Source organism: Pseudomonas sp. 008 (assembly GCF_016861935.1).
In the GTDB taxonomy this organism is placed as follows: domain Bacteria; phylum Pseudomonadota; class Gammaproteobacteria; order Pseudomonadales; family Pseudomonadaceae; genus Aquipseudomonas.
The window spans coordinates 361,965-382,673 of record NZ_BOMA01000007.1; the positions used below are offsets into that span (position 1 = coordinate 361,965).

The window sequence follows — 20,709 nt, forward strand, 5'->3', positions numbered from 1 at the left end:
CATGAAATTCGGGCACAAAAAAAGCATCCCTTGCGGGATGCTTCTTTTTGAGTAGACGCTCAGCTCATTACCGGGCCGGTTCGTTCTGCCCCAGGATCAGCTTGCCATCCTTGTCGACCGGAATCTGATTGCCCGGATCGCGATCCATCCGCACTTTGCCTTCCTTGCCGTCCAGCGAATAACGAACGTCGTAGCCTACGACCTTGTCGCTGATGTCATTGACCGTGTTGCAGCGAGTCTGAGTCGTGGTGTAGGTGTCACGCTCCTGCATGCCTTCCTGCACCTTGTTACCCGCATAACCGCCGCCGACCGCACCGGCCACTGTGGCGATTTTCTTGCCTGTACCGCCGCCGATCTGGTTGCCCAACAGGCCACCAGCCAGGGCGCCGACCACCGTACCGGCGATCTGGTGTTGGTCTTTCACCGGCGCTTGCCGGGTCACCGTAACGTCCTTGCACACTTCACGTGGAGTCTTGATTTGTGTCTTGACCGGTTCAACGGCCAGCACTTGTGCATACTCAGGGCCGCTTTTAACCAGTTTGTAGGTGGCAACAGCACCACCGGCAGTCACACCGACAGCACCCAATACCGCACCAACCAGCAACGACTTGTTCACATGAACCTCCTGGCTATAACAGACGGGACAAACCCGCGCTTCTCCCAGCCTTGGAGCATAAAAAAAGGCGCGAGTTCAACACTCGCGCCTTCTCGGCTTGCAGCAGGAAAACGATAACCGTTATGGACGGTCGTCGACTTCCTTCTCGCTCGTTGCCACAGGAATCAGGTCTTCGCTGTTCAGGTTCAGCCAGATCAGCACCACGTTCGCGATGTAGATCGAGGAGTAAGTACCCGCCAGAACACCGATGAACAGGGCAATGGAGAAACCGAACAGGTTGTCGCCACCGAAGAACAACAGGGCCGCGATCGCCAGCAAGGTGGAGATCGACGTCGCCATGGTCCGCAGCAGGGTTTGCGTGGTCGAGATGTTGATGTTCTCGATCAGGCTGGCCTTGCGCAGGACGCGGAAGTTCTCACGAACCCGGTCGAATACCACGATGGTGTCGTTGAGCGAGTAACCGATGATCGCCAGTACCGCCGCCAGCACCGTCAGGTCGAAGGTGATCTGGAAGAACGACAGGATACCGATGGTCACGATCACGTCGTGGATCAAGGATACGATCGCACCGACCGCAAACTTCCACTGAAAGCGGAAAGCCAGGTAGATCAGGATACCGCCCAGCGCCATCAGCATGCCGAGGCCGCCCTGGTCGCGCAGTTCTTCACCGACCTGCGGGCCGACGAACTCGACACGCTTGACCTGAGCCGGGTTGTCGCCGCCGACTTTCTGCAGCGCTTCAGCCACCTGGTGACCCAGTTGCGGGTCTTCGCCAGGCATACGCACCAGAAGATCGGTAGTCGCACCGAAGTTCTGCACGATGGCTTCGTGATAACCGGCTGTAACCAGTTGCTCACGCACCTTGGTGACATCCGCCGGACGCTCGTAGGTCAGCTCGATGAGCGTACCGCCGGTGAAGTCCAGGCCCCAGTTCATGCCCTTATGAAAGACACTGAACATTGCCAGCGCGGTAAGGAACAATGTGACGCCGAACGCAAAGTTGCGAACGCCCATGAAGTTGATTGTACGTAACATGGCAGCCCCTTAAATCCACAACTTCTTGAAGTCACGACCGCCGAAGATCAGGTTGACCATCGCGCGGGTCACCATGATGGCCGTGAACATCGAGGTAAAGATCCCGAGGGACATGGTCACGGCGAACCCTTTGACTGGGCCGGTGCCCATGGCAAAGAGAATCCCGCCCACCAACAAGGTTGTCAGGTTGGCGTCGAGAATCGCGGTGAATGCCCGGCCGAAGCCTTCGTTGATTGCCCGTTGTACGGTCATGCCCGCCGCGATCTCTTCACGTATCCGCGAGAAGATCAGGACGTTGGCGTCGACCGCCATACCCATGGTCAATACGATACCGGCGATACCCGGCAGGGTCAGCGTTGCACCCAGCAGCGACATCAAGGCCAGCAGCATCACCATGTTCACCGCCAGCGCAACGGTGGCGATGAGGCCGAAGAAGCGGTAGATAGCCATGATGAACAGCGAGACAAACAGCATGCCCCACAACGATGCATCGATACCTTTGGTGATGTTGTCGGCACCCAGGCTTGGACCAATGGTGCGCTCTTCAGCGAAGTACATCGGAGCCGCCAGACCACCGGCACGCAGCAGCAGCGCCAGCTCGGACGATTCGCCCTGGCCGTTCAGGCCAGTGATGCGGAACTGGGCACCCAGCGGCGACTGGATGGTCGCCAGGCTGATGATCTTCTTCTCTTCCTTGAACGTCTGGACCGGCACGTCTTTCTCGACGCCGTTGACCACTTGCTTGACGTAAGTGGTGACCGGACGCTGTTCGATGAAGATTACCGCCATGCTGCGGCCGACGTTGCTGCGAGTCGCACGACTCATCAGCTCGCCACCGTGGCCATCCAGACGGATGTTCACTTCTGGCGTACCGTGCTCGCCGAAGCCCGCCTTGGCGTCAGTCACCTGGTCACCGGTGATGATCAGGCCACGCTCGATAAGCGCCGGAGGACGCTTGCCTTCACGGAACTCGAATTCCTCGGAAGTGGCTTTCGAAGCGCCAGGCTCAGCCGCCAGACGGAACTCCAGGTTGGCCGTCTTGCCGAGGATACGCTTGGCTTCTGCGGTGTCTTGCACGCCCGGCAGCTCAACCACGATGCGGTTGGCGCCCTGGCGCTGAACGATAGGTTCGGCAACACCCAGCTCGTTGACGCGGTTACGTACCGTGGTCAAGTTCTGCTTGATGGAGTATTCGCGGATTTCCGCCAGCTTGGCCGGGGTCATCGCCAGACGCAGTACCGGTTGGCCATTGAGGTCGGCCGGAACAATGTCGAAATCGTTGAAGTTCTTGCGGATCAGCGCACGGGCCTGTTCGCGGGAGTCTTCATCAGTGAAGCCCAGCTGAATGGCACCGCCCAGTTGCGGCAGGCTGCGATAGCGCAGTTTCTCTTTGCGCAACAGGCTCTTGACGTCGCCTTCGTAGACTTTCAGGCGTGCGTCGAGGGCTTTGTCCATGTCCACTTCCAGCAGGAAGTGCACACCACCGGACAAATCCAGACCCAGCTTCATCGGGTGCGCGCCCAGGCTGCGCAGCCATTGCGGGGTGGTTTGCGCCAGGTTCAGTGCAACGACGTAGTCATCGCCCAATGCCTTGCGCACAACGTCTTTGGCTGGCAACTGGTCTTCAGCCTTGACCAGGCGAATCAGACCGCCCTTGCCGTTTGCCGCCAGCGTGGCCGCCTTGACGTTGATCCCGGATTCCTTGAGCGCGGTGCTCACACGGTCCAGATCAGCCTGATTGACTTGCAGCGCAGTGCTTGCACCGCTGACCTGAATGGCCGGGTCATCAGGATATAGATTGGGAGCGGAATAAATCAGACCGACCGCCAGCACCGCCAGGATCAGAATGTATTTCCACAGAGGGTATTTGTTCAGCATCACGCCGCCCGCTTATGACGCGGGGCGCCTTGCGCGCCCCGTCGATTGAGTAGAAGTTGTAACTTAGATCGCTTTGAGCGTGCCTTTTGGCAGCGTGGCGGCGATGGCGCCTTTCTGGAACTTCATTTCAACAGTGTCGGACACTTCCAGAACCACGAAGTCGTCGGACACTTTGGTGATTTTGCCGGCGATACCACCGGTGGTCACAACTTCGTCACCTTTTTGCAGGCTGCTCAGCAGGTTCTTCTGCTCTTTGGCGCGCTTGGCCTGTGGACGCCAGATCATCAGGTAGAAGATGACCAGGAAACCGACCAGGAAAATCCACTCAAAGCCGCCGCCCATCGGGCCTGCCGCAGGTGCAGCAGCGTCAGCCATGGCATTAGAGATAAAAAAGCTCATTTAGCACTCCAGTTGCAAATGTTGAATCTTGGGGTCAGAAAACTCAGTCCAAAGGCGGAACAGGCAACCCGCGTTTGGCGTAGAAGGCATCGACAAAGGCGGCCAATGTACCCTGTTGAATAGCCTCGCGCAAACCAGCCATAAGCACTTGATAATGGCGCAAGTTATGGATGGTATTGAGCATGCTTCCCAGCATTTCGCCGCACTTGTCCAGGTGATGCAGATAAGCGCGGGAGAAGTTCTGGCAGGTATAGCAATCGCAGGTCGGATCCAGCGGCGAATCATCATGGCGATGGAACGCGTTACGGATCTTCAGCACGCCTGTATCAATGAACAGATGCCCGTTGCGGGCATTACGGGTTGGCATCACGCAATCGAACATGTCCACACCGCGGCGCACACCCTCAACCAGATCTTCCGGTTTGCCAACGCCCATAAGGTAACGAGGTTTGTCAGCCGGCATCTGGCCCGGCAGGTAATCGAGCACCTTGATCATCTCGTGCTTGGGCTCGCCCACCGACAGACCACCGATAGCCAGGCCGTCGAAGCCGATCTTGTCGAGGCCTTCCAGCGAACGCATGCGCAAATCCTGGTGCATGCCGCCCTGGACGATGCCGAACAACGCCGCCGTGTTGTCGCCATGGGCGTTTTTCGAACGCTGAGCCCAGCGCAATGACAGCTCCATCGATACGCGAGCGACGTCTTCGTCGGCCGGGTACGGGGTGCATTCGTCGAAGATCATCACGATGTCCGAGCCAAGATCACGCTGGACCTGCATCGACTCTTCCGGCCCCATGAACACTTTGGCGCCGTCGACCGGAGAGGCGAAGGTCACGCCCTCCTCCTTGATCTTGCGCATGGCGCCCAGGCTGAACACCTGGAAACCGCCGGAGTCGGTCAGAATCGGGCCTTTCCACTGCATGAAATCGTGCAGGTCGCCGTGCTTCTTGATCACTTCGGTGCCAGGACGCAGCCACAAGTGGAAAGTGTTGCCCAGAATGATTTCCGCGCCGGTGGCGACGATATCCCGCGGCAGCATGCCCTTGACCGTACCGTACGTGCCCACCGGCATGAACGCCGGGGTCTCGACGGTACCGCGCGGGAAGGTCAAACGACCGCGACGCGCCTTGCCGTCAGTAGCAAGCAACTCAAACGACATACGACTTTGGCGACTCATTCTTTGTCCTCAGGGCCACGTGGTGCGGGATTACGGGTGATAAACATCGCATCACCGTAGCTGAAAAAGCGGTATTCGTTGTCGACGGCGGCTTTATAGGCGGCCATGGTCTCGGGATAACCGGCGAACGCCGAAACCAGCATCAACAGTGTGGATTCGGGCAAATGGAAGTTGGTGACCAGAGCATCGACCACATGAAATGGCCGGCCCGGGTAGATAAAGATATCGGTGTCGCCACTGAACTGCTTGAGCACGCCATCGCGCGCGGCGCTTTCCAGGGAACGCACGCTGGTGGTCCCCACGGCCACCACACGACCGCCGCGAGCGCGGCAGGCCGCAACGGCATCGACCACGTCCTGGCCGACTTCCAGCCATTCGCTGTGCATGTAGTGATCTTCGATCTTCTCCACGCGCACCGGCTGGAACGTGCCCGCGCCGACGTGCAAGGTCACGAATGCGGTCTCGATGCCCTTGGCGGCAATCGCCTCCATCAGCAGCTGATCGAAATGCAGCCCCGCCGTCGGCGCCGCCACCGCGCCCAGGCGCTGGGCGTACACCGTCTGATAACGCTCGCGGTCCGAGCCTTCATCCGGGCGGTCTATATAAGGAGGCAACGGCATGTGCCCGACACGGTCGAGCAGCGGCAACACCTCTTCGGCAAACCCCAGCTCGAACAACGCATCGTGACGCGCCAACATCTCGGCCTCGCCACCGCCGTCGATCAAAATCTTCGAGCCGGGCTTGGGCGACTTGCTGGAACGCACATGGGCCAGCACGCGATGACTGTCGAGCACCCGCTCCACCAGAATTTCCAGCTTGCCGCCGGAAGCTTTCTGGCCAAACAGCCGCGCCGGAATCACCCGGGTATTGTTGAACACCATCAAATCGCCTGGGCGCAAATGCTCAAGCAAATCAGTGAATTGACGGTGTGCCAGGGCGCCGCTGACCCCATCCAGGGTCAACAGGCGACTACCGCGACGCTCGGCCAAAGGATGGCGAGCAATCAGCGAATCAGGGAGCTCGAAGGTAAAGTCAGCAACGCGCATGATGGGGTTCGTCTAGCAGGGCCGGGAAGTCTAGCGGAAATATCAAAAATTCTCCATGTACCTGATTGACCAGCGGTATTCACCTCTCTATACTTCGCCGCCATTGAGCCCTGATGGCGGAATTGGTAGACGCGGCGGATTCAAAATCCGTTTTCGAAAGGAGTGGGAGTTCGAGTCTCCCTCGGGGCACCAAAATTAAGAAAGGTCTTGCTTAGCAAGGCCTTTTTTTTCGCCTGTAGAAAAGCCATTGCCCGCACCGCTGTCGTGTGGGGTCTGCCGAGGGTTGCGATCTTTTGATCTTGCTTCTTCTCACGCACGTCCCGCACCGGTGGAACATTTCACAAGGATTCCCCCCATGGAATTGCAGCTGGAAAGCGTCGCCCTCTTCTCCCTGAAACTGGCTTACGAGACGGATGATTCAAGTCCGATTTTGCGTGACGATCTGGTCATGGGTGATTACCAGCGGGATGTGTTTGAGTTGCTGGTGCGGCGGGGGGATGTTGAGGCGATTCAGGTGAAGGTGGATGAGTGTGTGGGGTTGGCGTTGGAAGCTATCGGCGGCGTGGATAAGCCGTTGGGGCGGGAGTTGCAGAGGTTGGCGGGTGAATTTGCCGGTATTCAGACGATGGGGCAGCTTGATGGTCCGCTCATCGCGCTCAAGGATTATTTAAAAGACATTCAATAAAGGCGGGCGGCCTAAAAAGCTGGAACGCCCGATAACCGGACCGTGGGCCAGGTCGCAAGAACTGGCTCTTCGCAGGTTCACTGCGCAGCGAAAAATGGGCAGCGGGCGATTGAGATCGAAGAGCTTCCACCTCATAAATGGAGCGAATCACAGTCGGACTGGATTGGTGAGCGCTACGTCCCGAATCGGGCCATTCCAAGCGATGGGTGAGAGTAGGGATACTACGATAAGGAAAGCTACCTGGGACAGGTAGAACGGCTCCAGCCACTGTTGCTTCAATGCGACGTAAAAAGTGTTATGGGTTACGTCGACCAAAATAATCGCTACCGTGAGCACGATTCCGGCTCTTGGTTTGATGAAAAGTAACAGTGATGCAAGCGGATCAAAAAACGTAAGCGCTCCCCAGAAAATACGGCTACCCAAGTAAGCGTCAGGCCCGTATCCGTAGTCCCAGAGCAATCCATGCGAAACGTCTGCACGGATGTGATTAGCGGTTGCAATGAAAAGGCAGCATGCGAACAAAACCCTGACGGCGAATGACAATCTTGGCATAGCGTTATCTACATTCGTGATCTACGCCCTGCATGATAGCGGGATCGACCAACGACGCGAGCAATTGCAAACTGGGAAGGTCTGATCGATAAACGCTTACGGGAGCTACTGGAGATTGGCGGCTGATTTCGGAGCGACGCAGACGATTGAGCAGCTGTATTTGAAAAGCATTCTGTGAAAAACAAGCGAAAAGCGCGGCAGAGCACTCTGCGTAAAAACCACCAACTTTTGAATAAATTAAGCAGGCAACACAAACCTCGCTTCAAGCCTATGCAACAACTCAAACGTATTCAAATAAGGAACATCAAGCTCCTGGCAAATATTAGGAATAATAAATTTCCGTTTTGCGTCGAGATTCAGCACTTCATGAGTAACGACTGTAGCCCCTGTAGTCAACGCTTTCGCAATTAACCATGGGTCAGCCCCCGCTAAAAACTCTTCCATTGCGCCTATTTTCATCTTAGGCGCTTGACCAGCCACAAGCCCCGCAACCTGCGCGAATGCCAGTTGCGTATCCTTATCGGTGGTGGAGTGAAAGAAATCAGAATTGTCCTTCGCCCAACCCGCCAGGTCGTCATGCCCTTTTGTTAGCTCATCCATTACAGGTCCAATACTGGCTAAAGCCAATGCTTTATTTTTTAGCAGTAACCATTGCCAGAAGCCAGGACAGATAGCCATCCCGTAGTAACGGTTCTTGGCTTCGATCAGTGTGTTAGCGTCAAGTAAATGATTCATTCCGTAATCTTGTTGGCTAGAGTCCTTAATTTAGCAGGTTGCACGCCGAGCAAACTTCCCGCCTCGCGTAGCAGCATCCGGCCACTCATTGCTTCAGTCAGCACTGCCTTGCTTAGGCGAGGGCTGTTTTTCGCGGTGGCGTTACGGTAATAGTCACCCGCTCCACCTTTTTCATCCTGGAAAGCCTTGAGGATCATTCGATAGTAAGCGCTATAAAGTGCTTGGCTTATATAACCAAGATCCAGTGCGCGGCGACCGACAGCTAATTTACTGATGTGAAACCGAGTGGCCAGCAGAGCTAAATTGTCTTCCCAGTTAACATCTGCGTTCCACATGGCACGGAATTGGGCTTCAGGAGCCAGAAATTCACCTGCCACTGCATTGCAGAAACGCTCCTCGTCTCGACCATTTGCAGTGTTTCCGTCAGACACTCCACTGCTACCAATCCATATATGGGCCAGCTCGTGAAGTAATGTGAACAGCCTGGCGGTGGGGGCATCGGAACTGTTGATGAATACAACGGGGGCGTAGGCATTACTGATGGCAAACCCCCGAAACTCGCTCACTTCAAGTTTGCGATGAGTATTCCCTAGCGCAATGCCACTGCGCATAACCAAAACTCCAGCCATTTCTGCGGCATCGATCAAGGCACGGCTGTATTTTTCGTAATCCAATCGAGCAATGTCAGGATTCACGCCAAGGATTCGGCGGATATCGTCCACCACCTCTCTGACTTGAGATCGGCTATTGAAGCGAGCTACAAAAGCCAGCGGCTGATGCTCCTGGTGTTGCAGATACTCCAGATACCAATCCTGCTTACGTATGGCATCCCTCACGGTGTCCAACAGTTCCAGACTGGGACGTTGAGGTGCAATCCCACCGACGGTCCGCAGATCAGGCAAAGGCAATTGTTCGACGGGCGGCTGCTGAAGAAACAGGAAACCAAACGGGATGTGAGCGACATTCGCCCACTTTTGAGCCTGAAGGAATGTAGGTTTGGTCTCGCCAGCCTCCCATTCCTCTACTCGATCAGGTTTCACTGGCAGCTTTTTAGCAACCTGCTCAGTGGAGAGACCTGCGCGCTCACGAGACCATGTGAGCAGGCTTGGATTGACGAAGGCAGCTTGGCTCATAGGGTCGCAGGCAAATCAGATGGGGCCAGTAAACGTTCGAGAGCATCTTTAACAGATGCATCCGACTGACGCTGGTTCCAGTTATCTGGCATTGCCTTTCTCCTTGGCTATTAAAGGTCTGGTGGTAGCGACTACAGATTAGTAGAGAAGCAGAGCTACCGACGGTAGAAGCGCGCGATTATGAGGTAAATCCGGAATGACCCGAAGCGCAAATATGTAACCCGCAGACAGATGGCATTACCCTGTTTCAATGTGTTTCATGACGCAGCACACCTTTCTCCATTCCTCCGCCCCTTCTTCATCACCCGAATATCCTCTGTGACTGATCATATAATCACCCAGCGCTCTCGAAGGTTGCAGGAAAAGGGTCTGCACGATACCCTCCCACCGTCGCTGCAAATTCAGCGACCGGGCTTGGTAACCCGAGGTAAATCACTGCGCAACAGTGCCATGCGTCCGCAGGCGCTTTTTTTTCGCCTGCGATCTGCGTTATGGCGGCTGTGCGTGGGACGTCTTCGGGCGTGCCGGTTTCCTTGATTTCCCGGTTTACCAACCTGCGCACAGCTGCCACCCATTCGCTTGGTAACGAATTGTGGCAGCTCTTCAAATTAAGGAGCTTTGCAATGCGCAGTATGGATCCGTACAAAATTTGGCTATTACCTCAACGCGATTCCCAATCGCATAACGCCCCACCATCCACCCTCTCCCACCGCCTCTCCATCATCGGAGGTGGCAAATGACCGATCAATCAGACCTCAAAACCATCGGCTTAACCCCCGCCATCTACTGCTCCGATCAACCACTCTTCCACGTCACTCACGGCGTCCCGCTCGGCGATGCGTTATCGATGGCTTCTGATTTTCTGTTCCTCGCCAAGAAGCTGACCGAAGATGCTGCCTACGCCAGAGATACCGACCGCCATGCCTGGGCCGCGCATTATTTGACGGCGATGAGTAAGGCGGTGGTTGATGATGCGGTGAAGGTGCTTGCGCGGGATCGAGATTCTGCGCCGGCACCTGAGCGGGCGGCGGCGACGTCTGAAGGGTAGCGGCTGGAGAATAGCGGGATGGCTTTGATGCCATTCGGTGATTGGCATGACGCCTGCGGGGGTGAGCTGCTTGGGAGGGTGGTTGGGCATCGGCATTGATGTTGGATGATCTGGCCCTTTCGCGAGCAAGCCCGCTCCCACAGGGGGTTGTGTGGGCTGACTGGCATTTGGGATTAGCCTCGACATTTTTCGGGGCTTTTTATCATTTGGCTCAGAGTGGATGTTTGTGGGGTTTTCGGTTTACAGCGCAATAAATCGACGGATCTGCTCCCTGGAATTGCCCACGGATCTGATGCTGTTTCTTACCTGTGATGCTTGATATATATCAGGCATCGACAGGCCCTCAGGGCATTAGGTCAGTGAGCGAACGCCCCACGCCCCGCTCATCTAGACTTAATGGATAGTCGTAGGCAGAACCGAACACGTCGCTTTGGTGCGGATGATTCAAAGGCGGCGTGGCAAGCTGCGTGATATGCCTGAAGAGGTGCGGCAAAGACCGCGCCGGGCACAACAAGATGCCCACTCAGGGTGCCCTGGCCAACGGCCTGAAAATGCCACGATACCGTGACGTGGTGTGAACGCCGCAGCCGACACTTTCGGACGACCGACAACCATCTGGTTTGTCCGTGACCGTGAGGAATGCTGTATGCCTGATGAGATGTTGCACCTGCCTATGGTCAACAGCCTGCTGGAACGCCACAAGGGTTTGCCCGGCGCATTGTTGCCGATCCTTCATGAAATTCAGGAGGGCATCGGTTATATCCCCGATGCCGCCATTCCCGAGATTGCCCACGCCCTCAACCTGAGTCAGGCCGAGGTTCGCGGGGTGATCAGTTTCTACCATGACTTCCGCACCGCGCCTCCGGCTCGGCATATTCTGCGTCTGTGCCGGGCCGAGTCCTGCCAGAGTCGCGGCGCCGAGCAGCTCGCGGCGCAATTGCGCGACCGCCTGCAACTGGACGACCACGGCAGCAGTGCCGACGGCAACATCAGTCTGCGCCCGGTGTATTGCCTCGGCGCCTGTGCCTGCTCGCCTGCCCTGGAGCTGGATGGTCAGGTGCATGCGCGGCTCACTGCCGAACGCCTGGATGCCCTGCTCAACGCTTGCCAGGAGGACGCATGATGCCGACGCTTTATCTGCCCTGTGATTCTCTTGCCCGTGCCGTAGGCGCCGATGAGGTGGCCGTGGCCCTGACCACTCAGGCCCGGGAGCGCGGTCTGTCGTTGGACTTGCAACGCACCAGCTCGCGCGGCCTGTACTGGCTGGAACCGCTGCTGGAAATGGACAGCCCGCAAGGTCGTATCGGCTTCGGCCCGCTGACCGCTGCCGATGTGCCGTCCGTGCTCGATGCGCTGCAAGGCGAGCCGTCCGCTCATCCGCTGGCCTTGGGGCTGGTGGAGGAGTTGTCTTATCTGAAGACCCAACAACGCCTGCTGTTCGCCCGCGCCGGCATTACCCGGCCGTTGTCCCTGGAGGATTACCGGGCTCACGGCGGCTTCGAGGGCTTGACCCAAGCCATCGCTCTGGGCGGCGAGCAGACCGCGACTGCAGTATTCGATTCGGGCCTGCGTGGCCGTGGCGGCGCGGCTTTCCCGGCCGGGATCAAATGGCGCACGGTGCGCGCCACCCAAGCGGCGCAGAAATACATTGTGTGCAACGCCGACGAAGGCGACTCCGGCACCTTCGCCGACCGTATGCTGATGGAAGGCGATCCCTTCCTGCTGATCGAAGGCATGGCCATTGCTGGCATCACCGTCGGCGCCAGCTACGGCTACATCTATGTGCGTTCGGAATATCCACAAGCCGTGGCCACCCTGCGCGAGGCGCTGGACATCGCCCGGGCCGCCGGTTACCTCGGCGCCAATGTCGGTGGCAGCGGACTGGCCTTCGACATGGAAGTGCGAGTGGGTGCCGGCGCTTACATCTGCGGTGAGGAAACCGCGCTGCTGGACTCCCTCGAAGGCAAGCGCGGGATCGTCCGCGCCAAGCCGCCGATCCCGGCCTTGCAGGGCCTGTTCGGCCTGCCGACCCTGGTGCACAACGTGCTGACGCTGGCCTCGGTGCCAATGATTATGGCCAAGGGCGCGCAGTTCTATCGCGATTACGGCATGGGCCGTTCCCTGGGCACCATGCCCTTCCAGTTGGCGGGCAATATTCGTCACGGCGGTCTGGTGGAACGGGCCTTTGGCCTGACCCTGCGCGAATTGGTGGAAGATTACGGTGGTGGTACCGCCAGTGGCCGGCCGCTGAAAGCCGCGCAGGTTGGCGGCCCTCTCGGCGCCTGGGTGCCGCCGTCGCAATTCGACACGCCGCTGGATTACGAAGCCTTCGCCGCCATCGGCGCAATGCTCGGTCACGGTGGTGTGGTGGTGGCTGACGACAGCCTGGACATGGCCCACATGGCGCGCTTCGCCATGCAGTTCTGCGCCGAGGAATCCTGTGGCAAATGCACCCCATGCCGTATCGGTTCGACCCGGGGCGTTGAGGTGATCGACCGCCTGCTGGCCGCACCTGACCAGAACGGTCGCGATGAACAGGCAATCATCCTCAAGGACCTGTGCGACACAATGCAATACGGTTCGCTGTGCGCGTTGGGCGGCATGACCTCTTATCCGGTCGTCAGCGCCCTCAAGCACTTCCCCGCCGACTTCGGTCTGCAAGCCTCGGAGGCCGAGCAATGATCACTGTATTCGACCCGAAAACCGATATGGATCTGGGTACCCCGGCCCGCGAAAGCCAGGTGCAAGTCACCCTGAACATCGACGGCCAAAGCATCAGCGTGCCCGAAGGCACCTCGGTGATGCGCGCCGCCGCGTTGCTGGGCACCACCATCCCCAAACTGTGTGCCACCGACAGCCTGGAAGCCTTTGGCTCCTGCCGGATGTGCCTGGTGGAAATCGACGGCATGCGCGGCTACCCCGCGTCTTGCACCACGCCGGTCAGCGAAGGCATGACCGTGCACACCCAGACGCCGAAGCTCGCGACCCTGCGCCGCAACGTCATGGAGCTGTACATCTCCGATCACCCGCTGGATTGCCTGACCTGCTCGGCCAACGGCAACTGCGAGCTGCAAACCGTCGCCGGCCAGGTCGGCCTGCGGGAAGTGCGTTACGGCTATGAGGGCGAGAACCATCTGGACGACGTGAAGGACACGTCCAACCCGTACTTCGACTACGACCCGAGCAAGTGCATCGTCTGCAACCGCTGCGTGCGCGCCTGCGAAGAAACCCAGGGTACGTTTGCCCTGACCATTACCGGGCGCGGGTTCGAATCCCGGGTCGCGGCCGCCGGTGGCGAGGACTTTCTCGACTCGGAATGCGTGTCGTGCGGCGCCTGTGTGCAAGCCTGCCCGACCGCGACACTGATGGAAAAAAGTGTGGTCGAACTGGGTCAACCCGAACACAGCGTCATCACCACCTGCGCCTATTGCGGCGTGGGCTGTTCGTTCCGCGCCGAGATGAAAGGCGACCAGCTGGTGCGCATGGTTCCGGACAAGAACGGCCAGGCCAACCACGGCCACTCCTGCGTCAAGGGGCGCTTTGCCTGGGGCTACGCGACCCACCCGGATCGCATCACCAAACCGATGATCCGCAAGTCCATTAACGACCCTTGGCAGGAAGTCAGCTGGGATGAAGCGGTGACTTACGCTGCCAGCGAATTCCGCCGGTTGCAGCAAAAATACGGCCGCGATTCCATTGGTGGCATCACCTCCAGCCGTTGCACCAACGAAGAAACCTACCTGGTGCAAAAACTGGTGCGCGCCGCGTTCGGCAACAACAACGTCGACACCTGTGCGCGGGTCTGCCACTCACCGACCGGCTATGGCCTGAAACAAACCCTGGGCGAGTCCGCCGGCACACAGAGTTTCGACTCGGTGATGCAGGCTGACGTGATCCTGGTGATGGGTGCCAACCCCAGCGACGCTCACCCGGTGTTCGCCTCCCAGCTCAAGCGCCGCCTGCGTGAAGGCGCGCGACTGATCGTCATCGACCCACGTCGCATTGATCTGGTGGACACGGTGCATGCCCGCGCCGAACTGCACCTGGCCCTGCGTCCGGGCACCAACGTCGCCATGCTCAACGCCCTGGCCCACGTCATCGTCACCGAAGGCTTGCTCAACCAGGCCTTTATCGACGCTCGTTGCGAGGGCAACGATTTCGCCCACTGGAAAGAGTTCGTCAGCCGAGCGGAAAACTCGCCGGAAGCCCTTGGCCCTGTCTGCGGCGTAGAACCTGCCGATATCCGTGCCGCCGCACGCTTGTATGCCACCGGCGGTAACGCGGCGATCTACTACGGCCTGGGCGTCACCGAGCACAGCCAGGGCAGTACCGCGGTCATGGGCATTGCCAACCTGGCCATGGCCACCGGCAACATCGGTCGCGAAGGTGTGGGCGTGAACCCGTTACGTGGGCAGAACAACGTTCAGGGCTCCTGCGACATGGGCTCCTTCCCCCACGAACTGCCCGGTTACCGTCACGTCTCCAACGAGGTGGTACGGACGCAGTTCGAACAGGCCTGGAACGTCACCCTGCAACCTGATCCGGGCCTGCGCATTCCCAACATGTTCGAGTCTGCACTGGCTGGCAGCTTCAAGGGCCTGTACTGCCAGGGCGAGGACATCGCCCAGAGCGACCCCAATACTCAACACGTCACCGCGGCGCTGTCGGCCATGGAATGCATCGTGGTGCAGGACATTTTCCTCAACGAAACCGCCAAGTTCGCCCATGTGTTCCTGCCGGGCGCCTCGTTCCTGGAAAAAGACGGCACTTTCACCAACGCCGAGCGGCGCATCTCCCGGGTGCGCAAGGTCATGGAGCCTCTGGGCGGCAAGGCCGACTGGGAAGGCACCGTGGCTCTGGCCAACGCCCTGGGCTATCCGATGAATTACAAGCATCCATCGGAAATCATGGATGAAATCGCCAGCCTGACGCCGACCTTCACCAACGTCAGCTACGCCGCACTGGATAGTCACGGCAGTCTGCAATGGCCATGCAACGCCGCGGCACCGGACGGCACGCCAACCATGCACATTGAGGAATTCGTGCGTGGCAAGGGGCGCTTCATGCTCACCGGCTACGTGCCGACCGAGGAGAAGGTCAACAGTCGCTATCCGCTGCTACTGACCACCGGGCGCATCCTCAGCCAGTACAACGTCGGCGCCCAGACCCGGCGTACTGAAAACGTCGCCTGGCACGACGAAGACCGCCTGGAAATCCACCCGACCGACGCCGAGAGCCGTGGGATCAACGAAGGCGATTGGGTCGGCATCGGCAGCCGCGCCGGCCAGACCGTACTGCGGGCACGAGTCACCGAGCGGGTTGCCCCAGGCGTGGTGTACACCACCTTCCACTTCCCTGAGTCGGGTGCCAACGTGATCACCACCGACAACTCCGACTGGGCTACCAACTGTCCGGAGTACAAGGTCACCGCCGTGGAGGTCAGCCGCGTCTATCACCCTTCCGAGTGGCAAAAACGCTATCAGGCATTCAGCGACGAACAACAACGCCTGCTCAACGAACGTCGCCATGAACGTAGCGCCGGGACAAAAGCCGAGGTACGCCGATGAGTACGGAAAACCTGATCAAGATGGTCAACCAGATCGCCCAATACTTTGCCAGCGAACCGGATCAGCAACAGGCCGTGCTCGGCGTGCGCAATCATCTGCAGATGTACTGGACGCCCGGCATGCGCAAGGAGTTGCTGGCCTGGCAGACGGCGCATCAGGGAGCAGACTTGCACCCGCTGGCGCAGGCAGCGGTTAGTGGGGCTGGCTGGGAGGCTTAGGTTTACACGATCCTTGGGGAAGATTGCCCCTTGGCCTGTTGGCTGAAAACTGTGGAGAGGGAGCTTGCTCCCTCGCCACATGTAAGCATGTGTTGCGAGTCTTTCGGGACTAATGCACCGGCAACACCACCAACGCCTCCAACCCGCCCATCGACCGATTACTCAGGGTCAGCTCGCCTCCGTGTTCCAGCACAATCGCCCGCGCCGCCGATAACCCCAAACCAACACCCCCGGTGCTTTTGTTGCGCGAGCCTTCCATGCGAAAGAACGGTGCGAACACTTGTTCAAGGCAGGCATCTGGAATACCCGGTCCACGGTCCAGTATTTTGATCCGCACCTCTCCAGTACCGGGAATCAGTTCAATCTCCGGCTCACTACCGTACTTGATGGCGTTATCAAGCAAGTTAGTGATCACCCGTTTGAGCCCCAACGGTCGACCGAAATACACCAGCCGCAGCGGCCCGCTGAAGGCAATCTCGATACGCTGATCACGGTAATCATCGAGCAGGGTTTGCAGCAGTTCCGCCAGATCAAACTGGGTGGCCGGTTCAAGCCTGGCGTCGTCGCGGAAGAACTCCAGCGCCGAGTGGATCATCGCCTGCATTTCATCCACGTCACGAAACAGCCGCTGCTGTTGCTCGGTATCTTCGATGAACTCGCCACGCAGGCGCATCCGCGTCAGAGGGGCGCGCAGGTCGTGAGAGATGGCGGCAAGCATTTGCGTGCGGTCGCGAATGAAGTGCTGCAACTGGGCCTGCATGGCATTGAACGCGAGAATAGCCTGACGGATTTCGTGGGGACCGAGTGGTTCGATCGGCGGTGCGCGGAAGTCCACGCCGAAGCGGCGGGCGCCTTCGGCAAAGCGCTGCAAAGGTGTGGCGAGGCGTCGGGTGGCGATCAGCGCGACCAGGGCGGTGGAGATCAGCACCAGCAGGATCACGATCAGGTAGCGTGGCGTTTCGTCGAGCCCCCAACTGCGCGAGGGCGCGGAGAACATCAGCCACGATGCGTCGGACAACTCGATCAGCAGCGCGTAATGTGCGTCCGCCGTGTGCTCCTTCCAGTCGGCCGGTTCATAGGCTTCGATGCGCCGGTCAGGGGCTCTGAGCATCGGCTGCAGGATGCTCGAACCGATGTCGGACTTCGGATCTTCCACTGTCGGCAGATTGAGATCGTGCCGATCAGGGTGCCAAGTGATTGTGAAGCCACTCTCGTTGGCGGCTTGCGCCAATGAGGGACGCAGAGGCGCCGGAGCGGCCTCGATGACGCGGGTGATGGCGGCGGCTTTTTCCAGCAGGCCGATTTCGGTCAGCGGCGGACGCGCCCACACGCCGGCCAGTTGGATAAACAACCCGTTGAGCGCCAGTGAAATGAGCATGGCCAGAATGATCGTCAACGCAATCCAGCGCGCCACCGTATCTTGCGGCCAGTCTCGGGCGCGAATCCGCTTCAGCCAGCTCATCGCCGCGTCACGCTGGGCGTGAACAGGTAACCACCATTGCGGACGGTGCGAATCATTGCCGGGCGCTTGGTATCGGACTCGAGTTTGCGTCGCAAGCGGCTGACTTGAACGTCGATGCTGCGATCGAACGCCTCATGGCAATGCCCGCGCGCCAAGTCCAGTAACTGCTCGCGGGTGAGAATGCGCTGCGGGTGCTCGACGAAGACCAGCAGCAAGTCAAACTCACCGGCCGATAGCGGGATCATCACGTTGTCCGGCGAGCGCAACTCACGGCGAGTGACGTCCAGGTGCCAGTCAGCGAAATCAATCAGCGGCCGTGGCCTGTCCTGCGGCACCGGACGACGCTCGTCCACACGCCGCAGCACGGCGCGCACTCTGGCCAGCAACTCACGGGCGTCAAAGGGTTTGGTCAGATAATCATCGGCGCCCAGCTCCAGCCCGACCACCCGGTCACTGAGCTCGCCCATGGCCGTGAGCATGATCACCGGCATTGCATATCGAATCCGCAGTTGCTGACACAGGATCAGCCCGCTGTCGCCGGGCAACATCACGTCCAGAATGATCAGGTCCGGTGCCTGGCGCTCTATGGCCGCCCACAGCGACGCACCGTCTGTGGCGACCTCGACGCTGTAGCTGTGCTGCACGAAGAATTTTTTCAGTAGATCGAGGACTTCAAGGTCGTCGTCCACAATTAAAAGGCTGTTCACCGAAGGTCACTTAAGGGGGCGAATGGAACCGCCATCTAAAACCATTCACGGCAGCGCGTCATATATTTCAATCTTGCAACAAAACGTCATCGCCGCAATAAACCAGACATCTTCGCGCAAGGCATGGGGCTCAGTATCTCGGCGAATTCCTCCCGAGACTCATCCATGTTGCCTTTCAAGTGTGCTCCCTGGCTGGCCCGTAATACTTCGATTGCTGTGCTGACCGCAGGGTTGACGGGGTGCAGCAGCCAACCGCTGTCTACCACCAACGTGAGGTGCGCCGACGTCGCCTATTCGGTGTACGATCCGGCGGAACCACTCAATCGCGGGGTCTTCGCGTTTAACCGGGTGCTCGATGACTACGCTCTGGCGCCGGTCGCTCGCGGCTATCGTTACATGCCGGACTTTTTCCAGACCGGTGTGCATAACTTTGTAGCGAACTTCGGCGAGCCCAAGGTCTTTATCAATGACCTGCTGCAAGGCAACCCGATGCGCTCGGTCAATACCATGGGGCGTTTCGTGCTCAACACCACAGTCGGGGTGGTGGGCTTGATCGACGTTTCCGGCATGGCCGGTATCCCGCGTCACAATGCGGACTTCGGCCAGACCTTCGGCGTGTGGGGCATCGGCAACGGTCCGATCGTCGAGCTGCCATTGCTCGGAACCTCCAACAGTCGCGACGCCGCCGGCCGCGTGCTCGACTTTGTGGTCGATCCGTTCGGCAGTAACAGCGATACCGTGGACACGCTGTCCACTATCAGCACTGTCGGCGGCATCGTCGATGGTCGGGCAGAAGCCTTACCGTTGACCGACAGCCTGCAAAAACTGCCGGACTACTACGGCGCTCTGCGTAACGTGGTTGCCGAGCGTCGTGCCGCTTACGTAGCCGATGGCAAACAAGGCTCGCCAGAGCACACCACCCCGCAGTGCACAGGAGCAGCGGCCGATGGGTTCTGAAAGCAATAGCCTGACTCTGCAGAAACGGGTAATCCAGCAAGATCCGGCCAATCTGCATTGTCGGGAAATCACCCTGCGCCTGTCAGCGGACTGTCGCCAACTGGTGCTCAGTCGCTACACCGAACACTACGGCCAGGCGGTGGTGCGTTGGATCGAGCGTAGCCATACGGTGTCAGTAGCCGAACTGTTGCGCTGGCTCGTGGCCAATGGTGAGGTGGAGGTCACGCGAGCTGATAGTCAGTCACTGTCTTGATTTCAGGGGGATGATACGGAGGATGGTAGTCTTCCGGTCGTCATCCCCTGCGAAGCCTACAGCGAAACTGAGACAAATCTGTCTGCCCTCGCATAGTTACTGCCGCCCTTACCAGCAATCAGGCTCGCACATAGACCCAAGCGCTGATGCCGGACTTGAGGGTCACACTGATGCGTTTGTAGTCCGCCACCTCGTATTCGTCGGCCGCGACCAGCTCTTGGGCCGTGATTTCGAAAACAGTGCCGGCGATCTCGTCCGACACGTCGCCACTCTCCTGCACGATCGGATGATGGGTTTTCCCACTCGCCGCCAACACCGCCGGATCGGTTATCTCGACCAGGTTCTGCTTGTAACCTGGCAGGCTGTCCAGGCGCCCTTTCAACTCGCGCCCGAAGGTGGACAGCTGAACGGCCCGGTCCTGCAAAGTGCCATAGGAGAACAGCAGAACCGGTTGCTCTGTTTGGTTTGGCATGAGGTTTCCTCGATCAGGTAAGCAAGTCTTCGTAGAACGCTCCGAAAGGGCGTTCAGGGTGGGCGATCTGGATTTCCAGAATCCACAGGCCGTTTGTCGGGCACTTGTCTAAATCCCCGAGGTCGCCACCACGGTGAATCGCATGAGGGAAATCGCTGACTCTATGGCCTTTGATGTCGAGGTTGAGCTTCCATCCCATGGCTTGCGCCTGGTCAGCCGCATAGCGGTAAAGCTCCATGCCGGAAACCCGCTCGCTACGCCAAAAGCCTTCGACCCGATTGAAAAGCTCCCGAGAGGCCGCAGCACAGGCGATCATTTCCGGGTCGGAACCGGTGGTGAAAGTCGCCCCTGCATCACCTTCGTGCCCTTGCCAGACCGCGCCCATGTCGACGAAAAAAATATCTTCGTCACCCAGCACAGGATCGCCATCGGAGCGCTGTTTGAACGTCTTGAGCGTATTGGCGCCAAAGCGGATCAGCAGCGGGTGCCAGATGCGATCCATGCCAAGTTCCGACAGAACCTGTTTACCCAGTGACTGGGCTTTGGACTCGCGCATGCCGGGAGAAACAACCCGGGCAATCTGTTCGATGGCCTTCCAGGTCATCTGCTGCGCATGGCGCATCGTTTCCAGCGTGTAACGCTCGCCTACTGCTTCTTTACCGCTCAGAGCCGTTGTCATCGATCATTCCTTTTGTACGAATTCTCGCTGTATATTTTTATATATTGCGATACTCGATAAAAAAGATATAGCCATGATCCAGGCTAAAGA

20 protein-coding genes and 1 tRNA gene are annotated in these 20,709 nt (G+C 58.7%); 9 read left to right on the forward strand and 12 right to left on the reverse strand.

All coding sequences use genetic code 11. The features are described 5' to 3' along the window. Window positions 1-67: 67 nt before the first annotated feature. The 6 genes from JUI81_RS17225 to queA all read right to left on the reverse strand — a co-directional run bounded on the left by JUI81_RS17225 (window position 68) and on the right by queA (window position 6,151). Window positions 68-616, reverse strand: a complete 549-nt coding sequence (locus tag JUI81_RS17225) for a glycine zipper 2TM domain-containing protein (protein ID WP_018926705.1) — start codon at window positions 614-616, stop codon at window positions 68-70. A gap of 120 nt (window positions 617-736) precedes the next feature. After that, window positions 737-1,651 (reverse strand): protein translocase subunit SecF, encoded by a 915-nt coding sequence (gene secF, locus JUI81_RS17230; RefSeq protein WP_019581633.1) that lies wholly within the window; start codon window positions 1,649-1,651, stop codon window positions 737-739. Window positions 1,652-1,660: 9 nt separating this feature from the next. Further along, complete coding sequence (secD, locus tag JUI81_RS17235; protein WP_018926707.1) at window positions 1,661-3,529, reverse strand: protein translocase subunit SecD; 1,869 nt, start codon at window positions 3,527-3,529, stop codon at window positions 1,661-1,663. Between the two features lie 63 nt (window positions 3,530-3,592). Then, window positions 3,593-3,928 carry a preprotein translocase subunit YajC gene (yajC, locus tag JUI81_RS17240; RefSeq protein ID WP_007934009.1) on the reverse strand — a complete coding sequence of 112 codons (336 nt, stop codon included), beginning with the start codon at window positions 3,926-3,928 and terminating at the stop codon, window positions 3,593-3,595. 43 nt (window positions 3,929-3,971) lie between these two features. Then, window positions 3,972-5,087, reverse strand: a complete 1,116-nt coding sequence (gene tgt / locus JUI81_RS17245; RefSeq protein ID WP_019651852.1) for a tRNA guanosine(34) transglycosylase Tgt — start codon at window positions 5,085-5,087, stop codon at window positions 3,972-3,974. Window positions 5,088-5,101: 14 nt separating this feature from the next. Next, window positions 5,102-6,151 (reverse strand): tRNA preQ1(34) S-adenosylmethionine ribosyltransferase-isomerase QueA, encoded by a 1,050-nt coding sequence (queA, locus tag JUI81_RS17250; RefSeq protein WP_204124717.1) that lies wholly within the window; start codon window positions 6,149-6,151, stop codon window positions 5,102-5,104. Window positions 6,152-6,258: 107 nt separating this feature from the next. On the opposite strand from queA, the gene JUI81_RS17255 reads away from it, so the two are divergent. Beyond that, window positions 6,259-6,343, forward strand: a tRNA-Leu gene (locus JUI81_RS17255). Between the two features lie 163 nt (window positions 6,344-6,506). Further along, complete coding sequence (locus JUI81_RS17260) at window positions 6,507-6,836, forward strand: hypothetical protein (protein WP_204124718.1); 330 nt, start codon at window positions 6,507-6,509, stop codon at window positions 6,834-6,836. 789 nt (window positions 6,837-7,625) lie between these two features. Here JUI81_RS17260 and JUI81_RS17265 read toward each other — a convergent pair. Together JUI81_RS17265 and JUI81_RS17270 are read right to left on the reverse strand one after the other, a co-directional pair. Next, window positions 7,626-8,123 carry a DUF4411 family protein gene (locus JUI81_RS17265; RefSeq protein WP_064616231.1) on the reverse strand — a complete coding sequence of 166 codons (498 nt, stop codon included), beginning with the start codon at window positions 8,121-8,123 and terminating at the stop codon, window positions 7,626-7,628. Next, window positions 8,120-9,256 (reverse strand): XRE family transcriptional regulator, encoded by a 1,137-nt coding sequence (locus JUI81_RS17270; protein WP_064616230.1) that lies wholly within the window; start codon window positions 9,254-9,256, stop codon window positions 8,120-8,122. The genes JUI81_RS17265 and JUI81_RS17270 overlap by 4 nt, the downstream gene beginning before the upstream one ends. A 736-nt stretch (window positions 9,257-9,992) precedes the next feature. Here JUI81_RS17270 and JUI81_RS17275 point away from each other — a divergent pair. From JUI81_RS17275 to JUI81_RS17295, 5 genes are all read left to right on the forward strand, one after another. Continuing rightward, complete coding sequence (locus tag JUI81_RS17275; RefSeq protein WP_064616229.1) at window positions 9,993-10,304, forward strand: DUF3077 domain-containing protein; 312 nt, start codon at window positions 9,993-9,995, stop codon at window positions 10,302-10,304. A gap of 646 nt (window positions 10,305-10,950) precedes the next feature. Continuing rightward, entirely contained in the window at window positions 10,951-11,427 is a 477-nt protein-coding gene (locus JUI81_RS17280; RefSeq protein WP_204124719.1) for a formate dehydrogenase subunit gamma, read from the forward strand. Next, entirely contained in the window at window positions 11,424-12,986 is a 1,563-nt protein-coding gene (locus tag JUI81_RS17285; protein WP_204124720.1) for an NADH-quinone oxidoreductase subunit NuoF, read from the forward strand. The genes JUI81_RS17280 and JUI81_RS17285 overlap by 4 nt, the downstream gene beginning before the upstream one ends. Then, window positions 12,983-15,871: a formate dehydrogenase subunit alpha gene (fdhF, locus tag JUI81_RS17290; RefSeq protein ID WP_019581640.1), complete on the forward strand. Its 2,889-nt coding sequence runs from the start codon at window positions 12,983-12,985 to the stop codon at window positions 15,869-15,871. The genes JUI81_RS17285 and fdhF overlap by 4 nt, the downstream gene beginning before the upstream one ends. Next, on the forward strand, window positions 15,868-16,089 hold the full coding sequence (locus tag JUI81_RS17295) for a formate dehydrogenase subunit delta (protein ID WP_019581641.1): 222 nt from the start codon (window positions 15,868-15,870) through the stop codon (window positions 16,087-16,089). Before fdhF ends, JUI81_RS17295 begins: the two co-directional genes overlap by 4 nt. A 109-nt stretch (window positions 16,090-16,198) precedes the next feature. Here the strand turns inward: JUI81_RS17295 and JUI81_RS17300 are convergent, their stop codons facing one another. Beyond that, the gene (locus JUI81_RS17300) at window positions 16,199-17,551 is read right to left on the reverse strand and encodes an ATP-binding protein (protein ID WP_028939510.1); all 1,353 of its coding nucleotides are present in this window, start codon (window positions 17,549-17,551) and stop codon (window positions 16,199-16,201) included. Beyond that, a complete protein-coding gene (locus tag JUI81_RS17305) occupies window positions 17,548-18,258 on the reverse strand; it encodes a response regulator (protein ID WP_019581643.1) in 711 nt (236 codons plus the stop codon). Before JUI81_RS17305 ends, JUI81_RS17300 begins: the two co-directional genes overlap by 4 nt. Before the next feature lie 165 nt (window positions 18,259-18,423). Here JUI81_RS17305 and JUI81_RS17310 point away from each other — a divergent pair, with 165 nt between their 5' ends. Further along, on the forward strand, window positions 18,424-19,215 hold the full coding sequence (locus JUI81_RS17310; protein WP_204124721.1) for a VacJ family lipoprotein: 792 nt from the start codon (window positions 18,424-18,426) through the stop codon (window positions 19,213-19,215). Then, window positions 19,205-19,468: a hypothetical protein gene (locus JUI81_RS17315; protein ID WP_019581645.1), complete on the forward strand. Its 264-nt coding sequence runs from the start codon at window positions 19,205-19,207 to the stop codon at window positions 19,466-19,468. Before JUI81_RS17310 ends, JUI81_RS17315 begins: the two co-directional genes overlap by 11 nt. Before the next feature lie 118 nt (window positions 19,469-19,586). Here JUI81_RS17315 and JUI81_RS17320 read toward each other — a convergent pair whose 3' ends face one another. Further along, window positions 19,587-19,940, reverse strand: a complete 354-nt coding sequence (locus tag JUI81_RS17320) for a gamma-glutamylcyclotransferase family protein (protein ID WP_204124722.1) — start codon at window positions 19,938-19,940, stop codon at window positions 19,587-19,589. 13 nt (window positions 19,941-19,953) lie between these two features. Next, window positions 19,954-20,619, reverse strand: a complete 666-nt coding sequence (locus JUI81_RS17325; protein WP_204124723.1) for a M24 family metallopeptidase — start codon at window positions 20,617-20,619, stop codon at window positions 19,954-19,956. Window positions 20,620-20,709 lie beyond the last annotated feature (90 nt).

Bases quoted from the DNA above. Each gene is read 5' to 3' on its own strand.
- secF (WP_019581633.1), bottom strand. From the start codon at position 1,651: ATGTTACGTACAATCAACTTCATGGGCGTTCGCAACTTTGCGTTCGGC.
- secD (WP_018926707.1), bottom strand. From the start codon at position 3,529: ATGCTGAACAAATACCCTCTGTGGAAATACATTCTGATCCTGGCGGTG.
- yajC (WP_007934009.1), bottom strand. From the start codon at position 3,928: ATGAGCTTTTTTATCTCTAATGCCATGGCTGACGCTGCTGCACCTGCG.
- tgt (WP_019651852.1), bottom strand. From the start codon at position 5,087: ATGTCGTTTGAGTTGCTTGCTACTGACGGCAAGGCGCGTCGCGGTCGT.
- queA (WP_204124717.1), bottom strand. From the start codon at position 6,151: ATGCGCGTTGCTGACTTTACCTTCGAGCTCCCTGATTCGCTGATTGCT.
- JUI81_RS17260 (WP_204124718.1), top strand. From the start codon at position 6,507: ATGGAATTGCAGCTGGAAAGCGTCGCCCTCTTCTCCCTGAAACTGGCT.
- JUI81_RS17265 (WP_064616231.1), bottom strand. From the start codon at position 8,123: ATGAATCATTTACTTGACGCTAACACACTGATCGAAGCCAAGAACCGT.
- JUI81_RS17270 (WP_064616230.1), bottom strand. From the start codon at position 9,256: ATGAGCCAAGCTGCCTTCGTCAATCCAAGCCTGCTCACATGGTCTCGT.
- JUI81_RS17275 (WP_064616229.1), top strand. From the start codon at position 9,993: ATGACCGATCAATCAGACCTCAAAACCATCGGCTTAACCCCCGCCATC.
- JUI81_RS17280 (WP_204124719.1), top strand. From the start codon at position 10,951: ATGCCTGATGAGATGTTGCACCTGCCTATGGTCAACAGCCTGCTGGAA.
- JUI81_RS17285 (WP_204124720.1), top strand. From the start codon at position 11,424: ATGATGCCGACGCTTTATCTGCCCTGTGATTCTCTTGCCCGTGCCGTA.
- fdhF (WP_019581640.1), top strand. From the start codon at position 12,983: ATGATCACTGTATTCGACCCGAAAACCGATATGGATCTGGGTACCCCG.
- JUI81_RS17295 (WP_019581641.1), top strand. From the start codon at position 15,868: ATGAGTACGGAAAACCTGATCAAGATGGTCAACCAGATCGCCCAATAC.
- JUI81_RS17300 (WP_028939510.1), bottom strand. From the start codon at position 17,551: ATGAGCTGGCTGAAGCGGATTCGCGCCCGAGACTGGCCGCAAGATACG.
- JUI81_RS17310 (WP_204124721.1), top strand. From the start codon at position 18,424: ATGTTGCCTTTCAAGTGTGCTCCCTGGCTGGCCCGTAATACTTCGATT.
- JUI81_RS17315 (WP_019581645.1), top strand. From the start codon at position 19,205: ATGGGTTCTGAAAGCAATAGCCTGACTCTGCAGAAACGGGTAATCCAG.
- JUI81_RS17320 (WP_204124722.1), bottom strand. From the start codon at position 19,940: ATGCCAAACCAAACAGAGCAACCGGTTCTGCTGTTCTCCTATGGCACT.
- JUI81_RS17325 (WP_204124723.1), bottom strand. From the start codon at position 20,619: ATGACAACGGCTCTGAGCGGTAAAGAAGCAGTAGGCGAGCGTTACACG.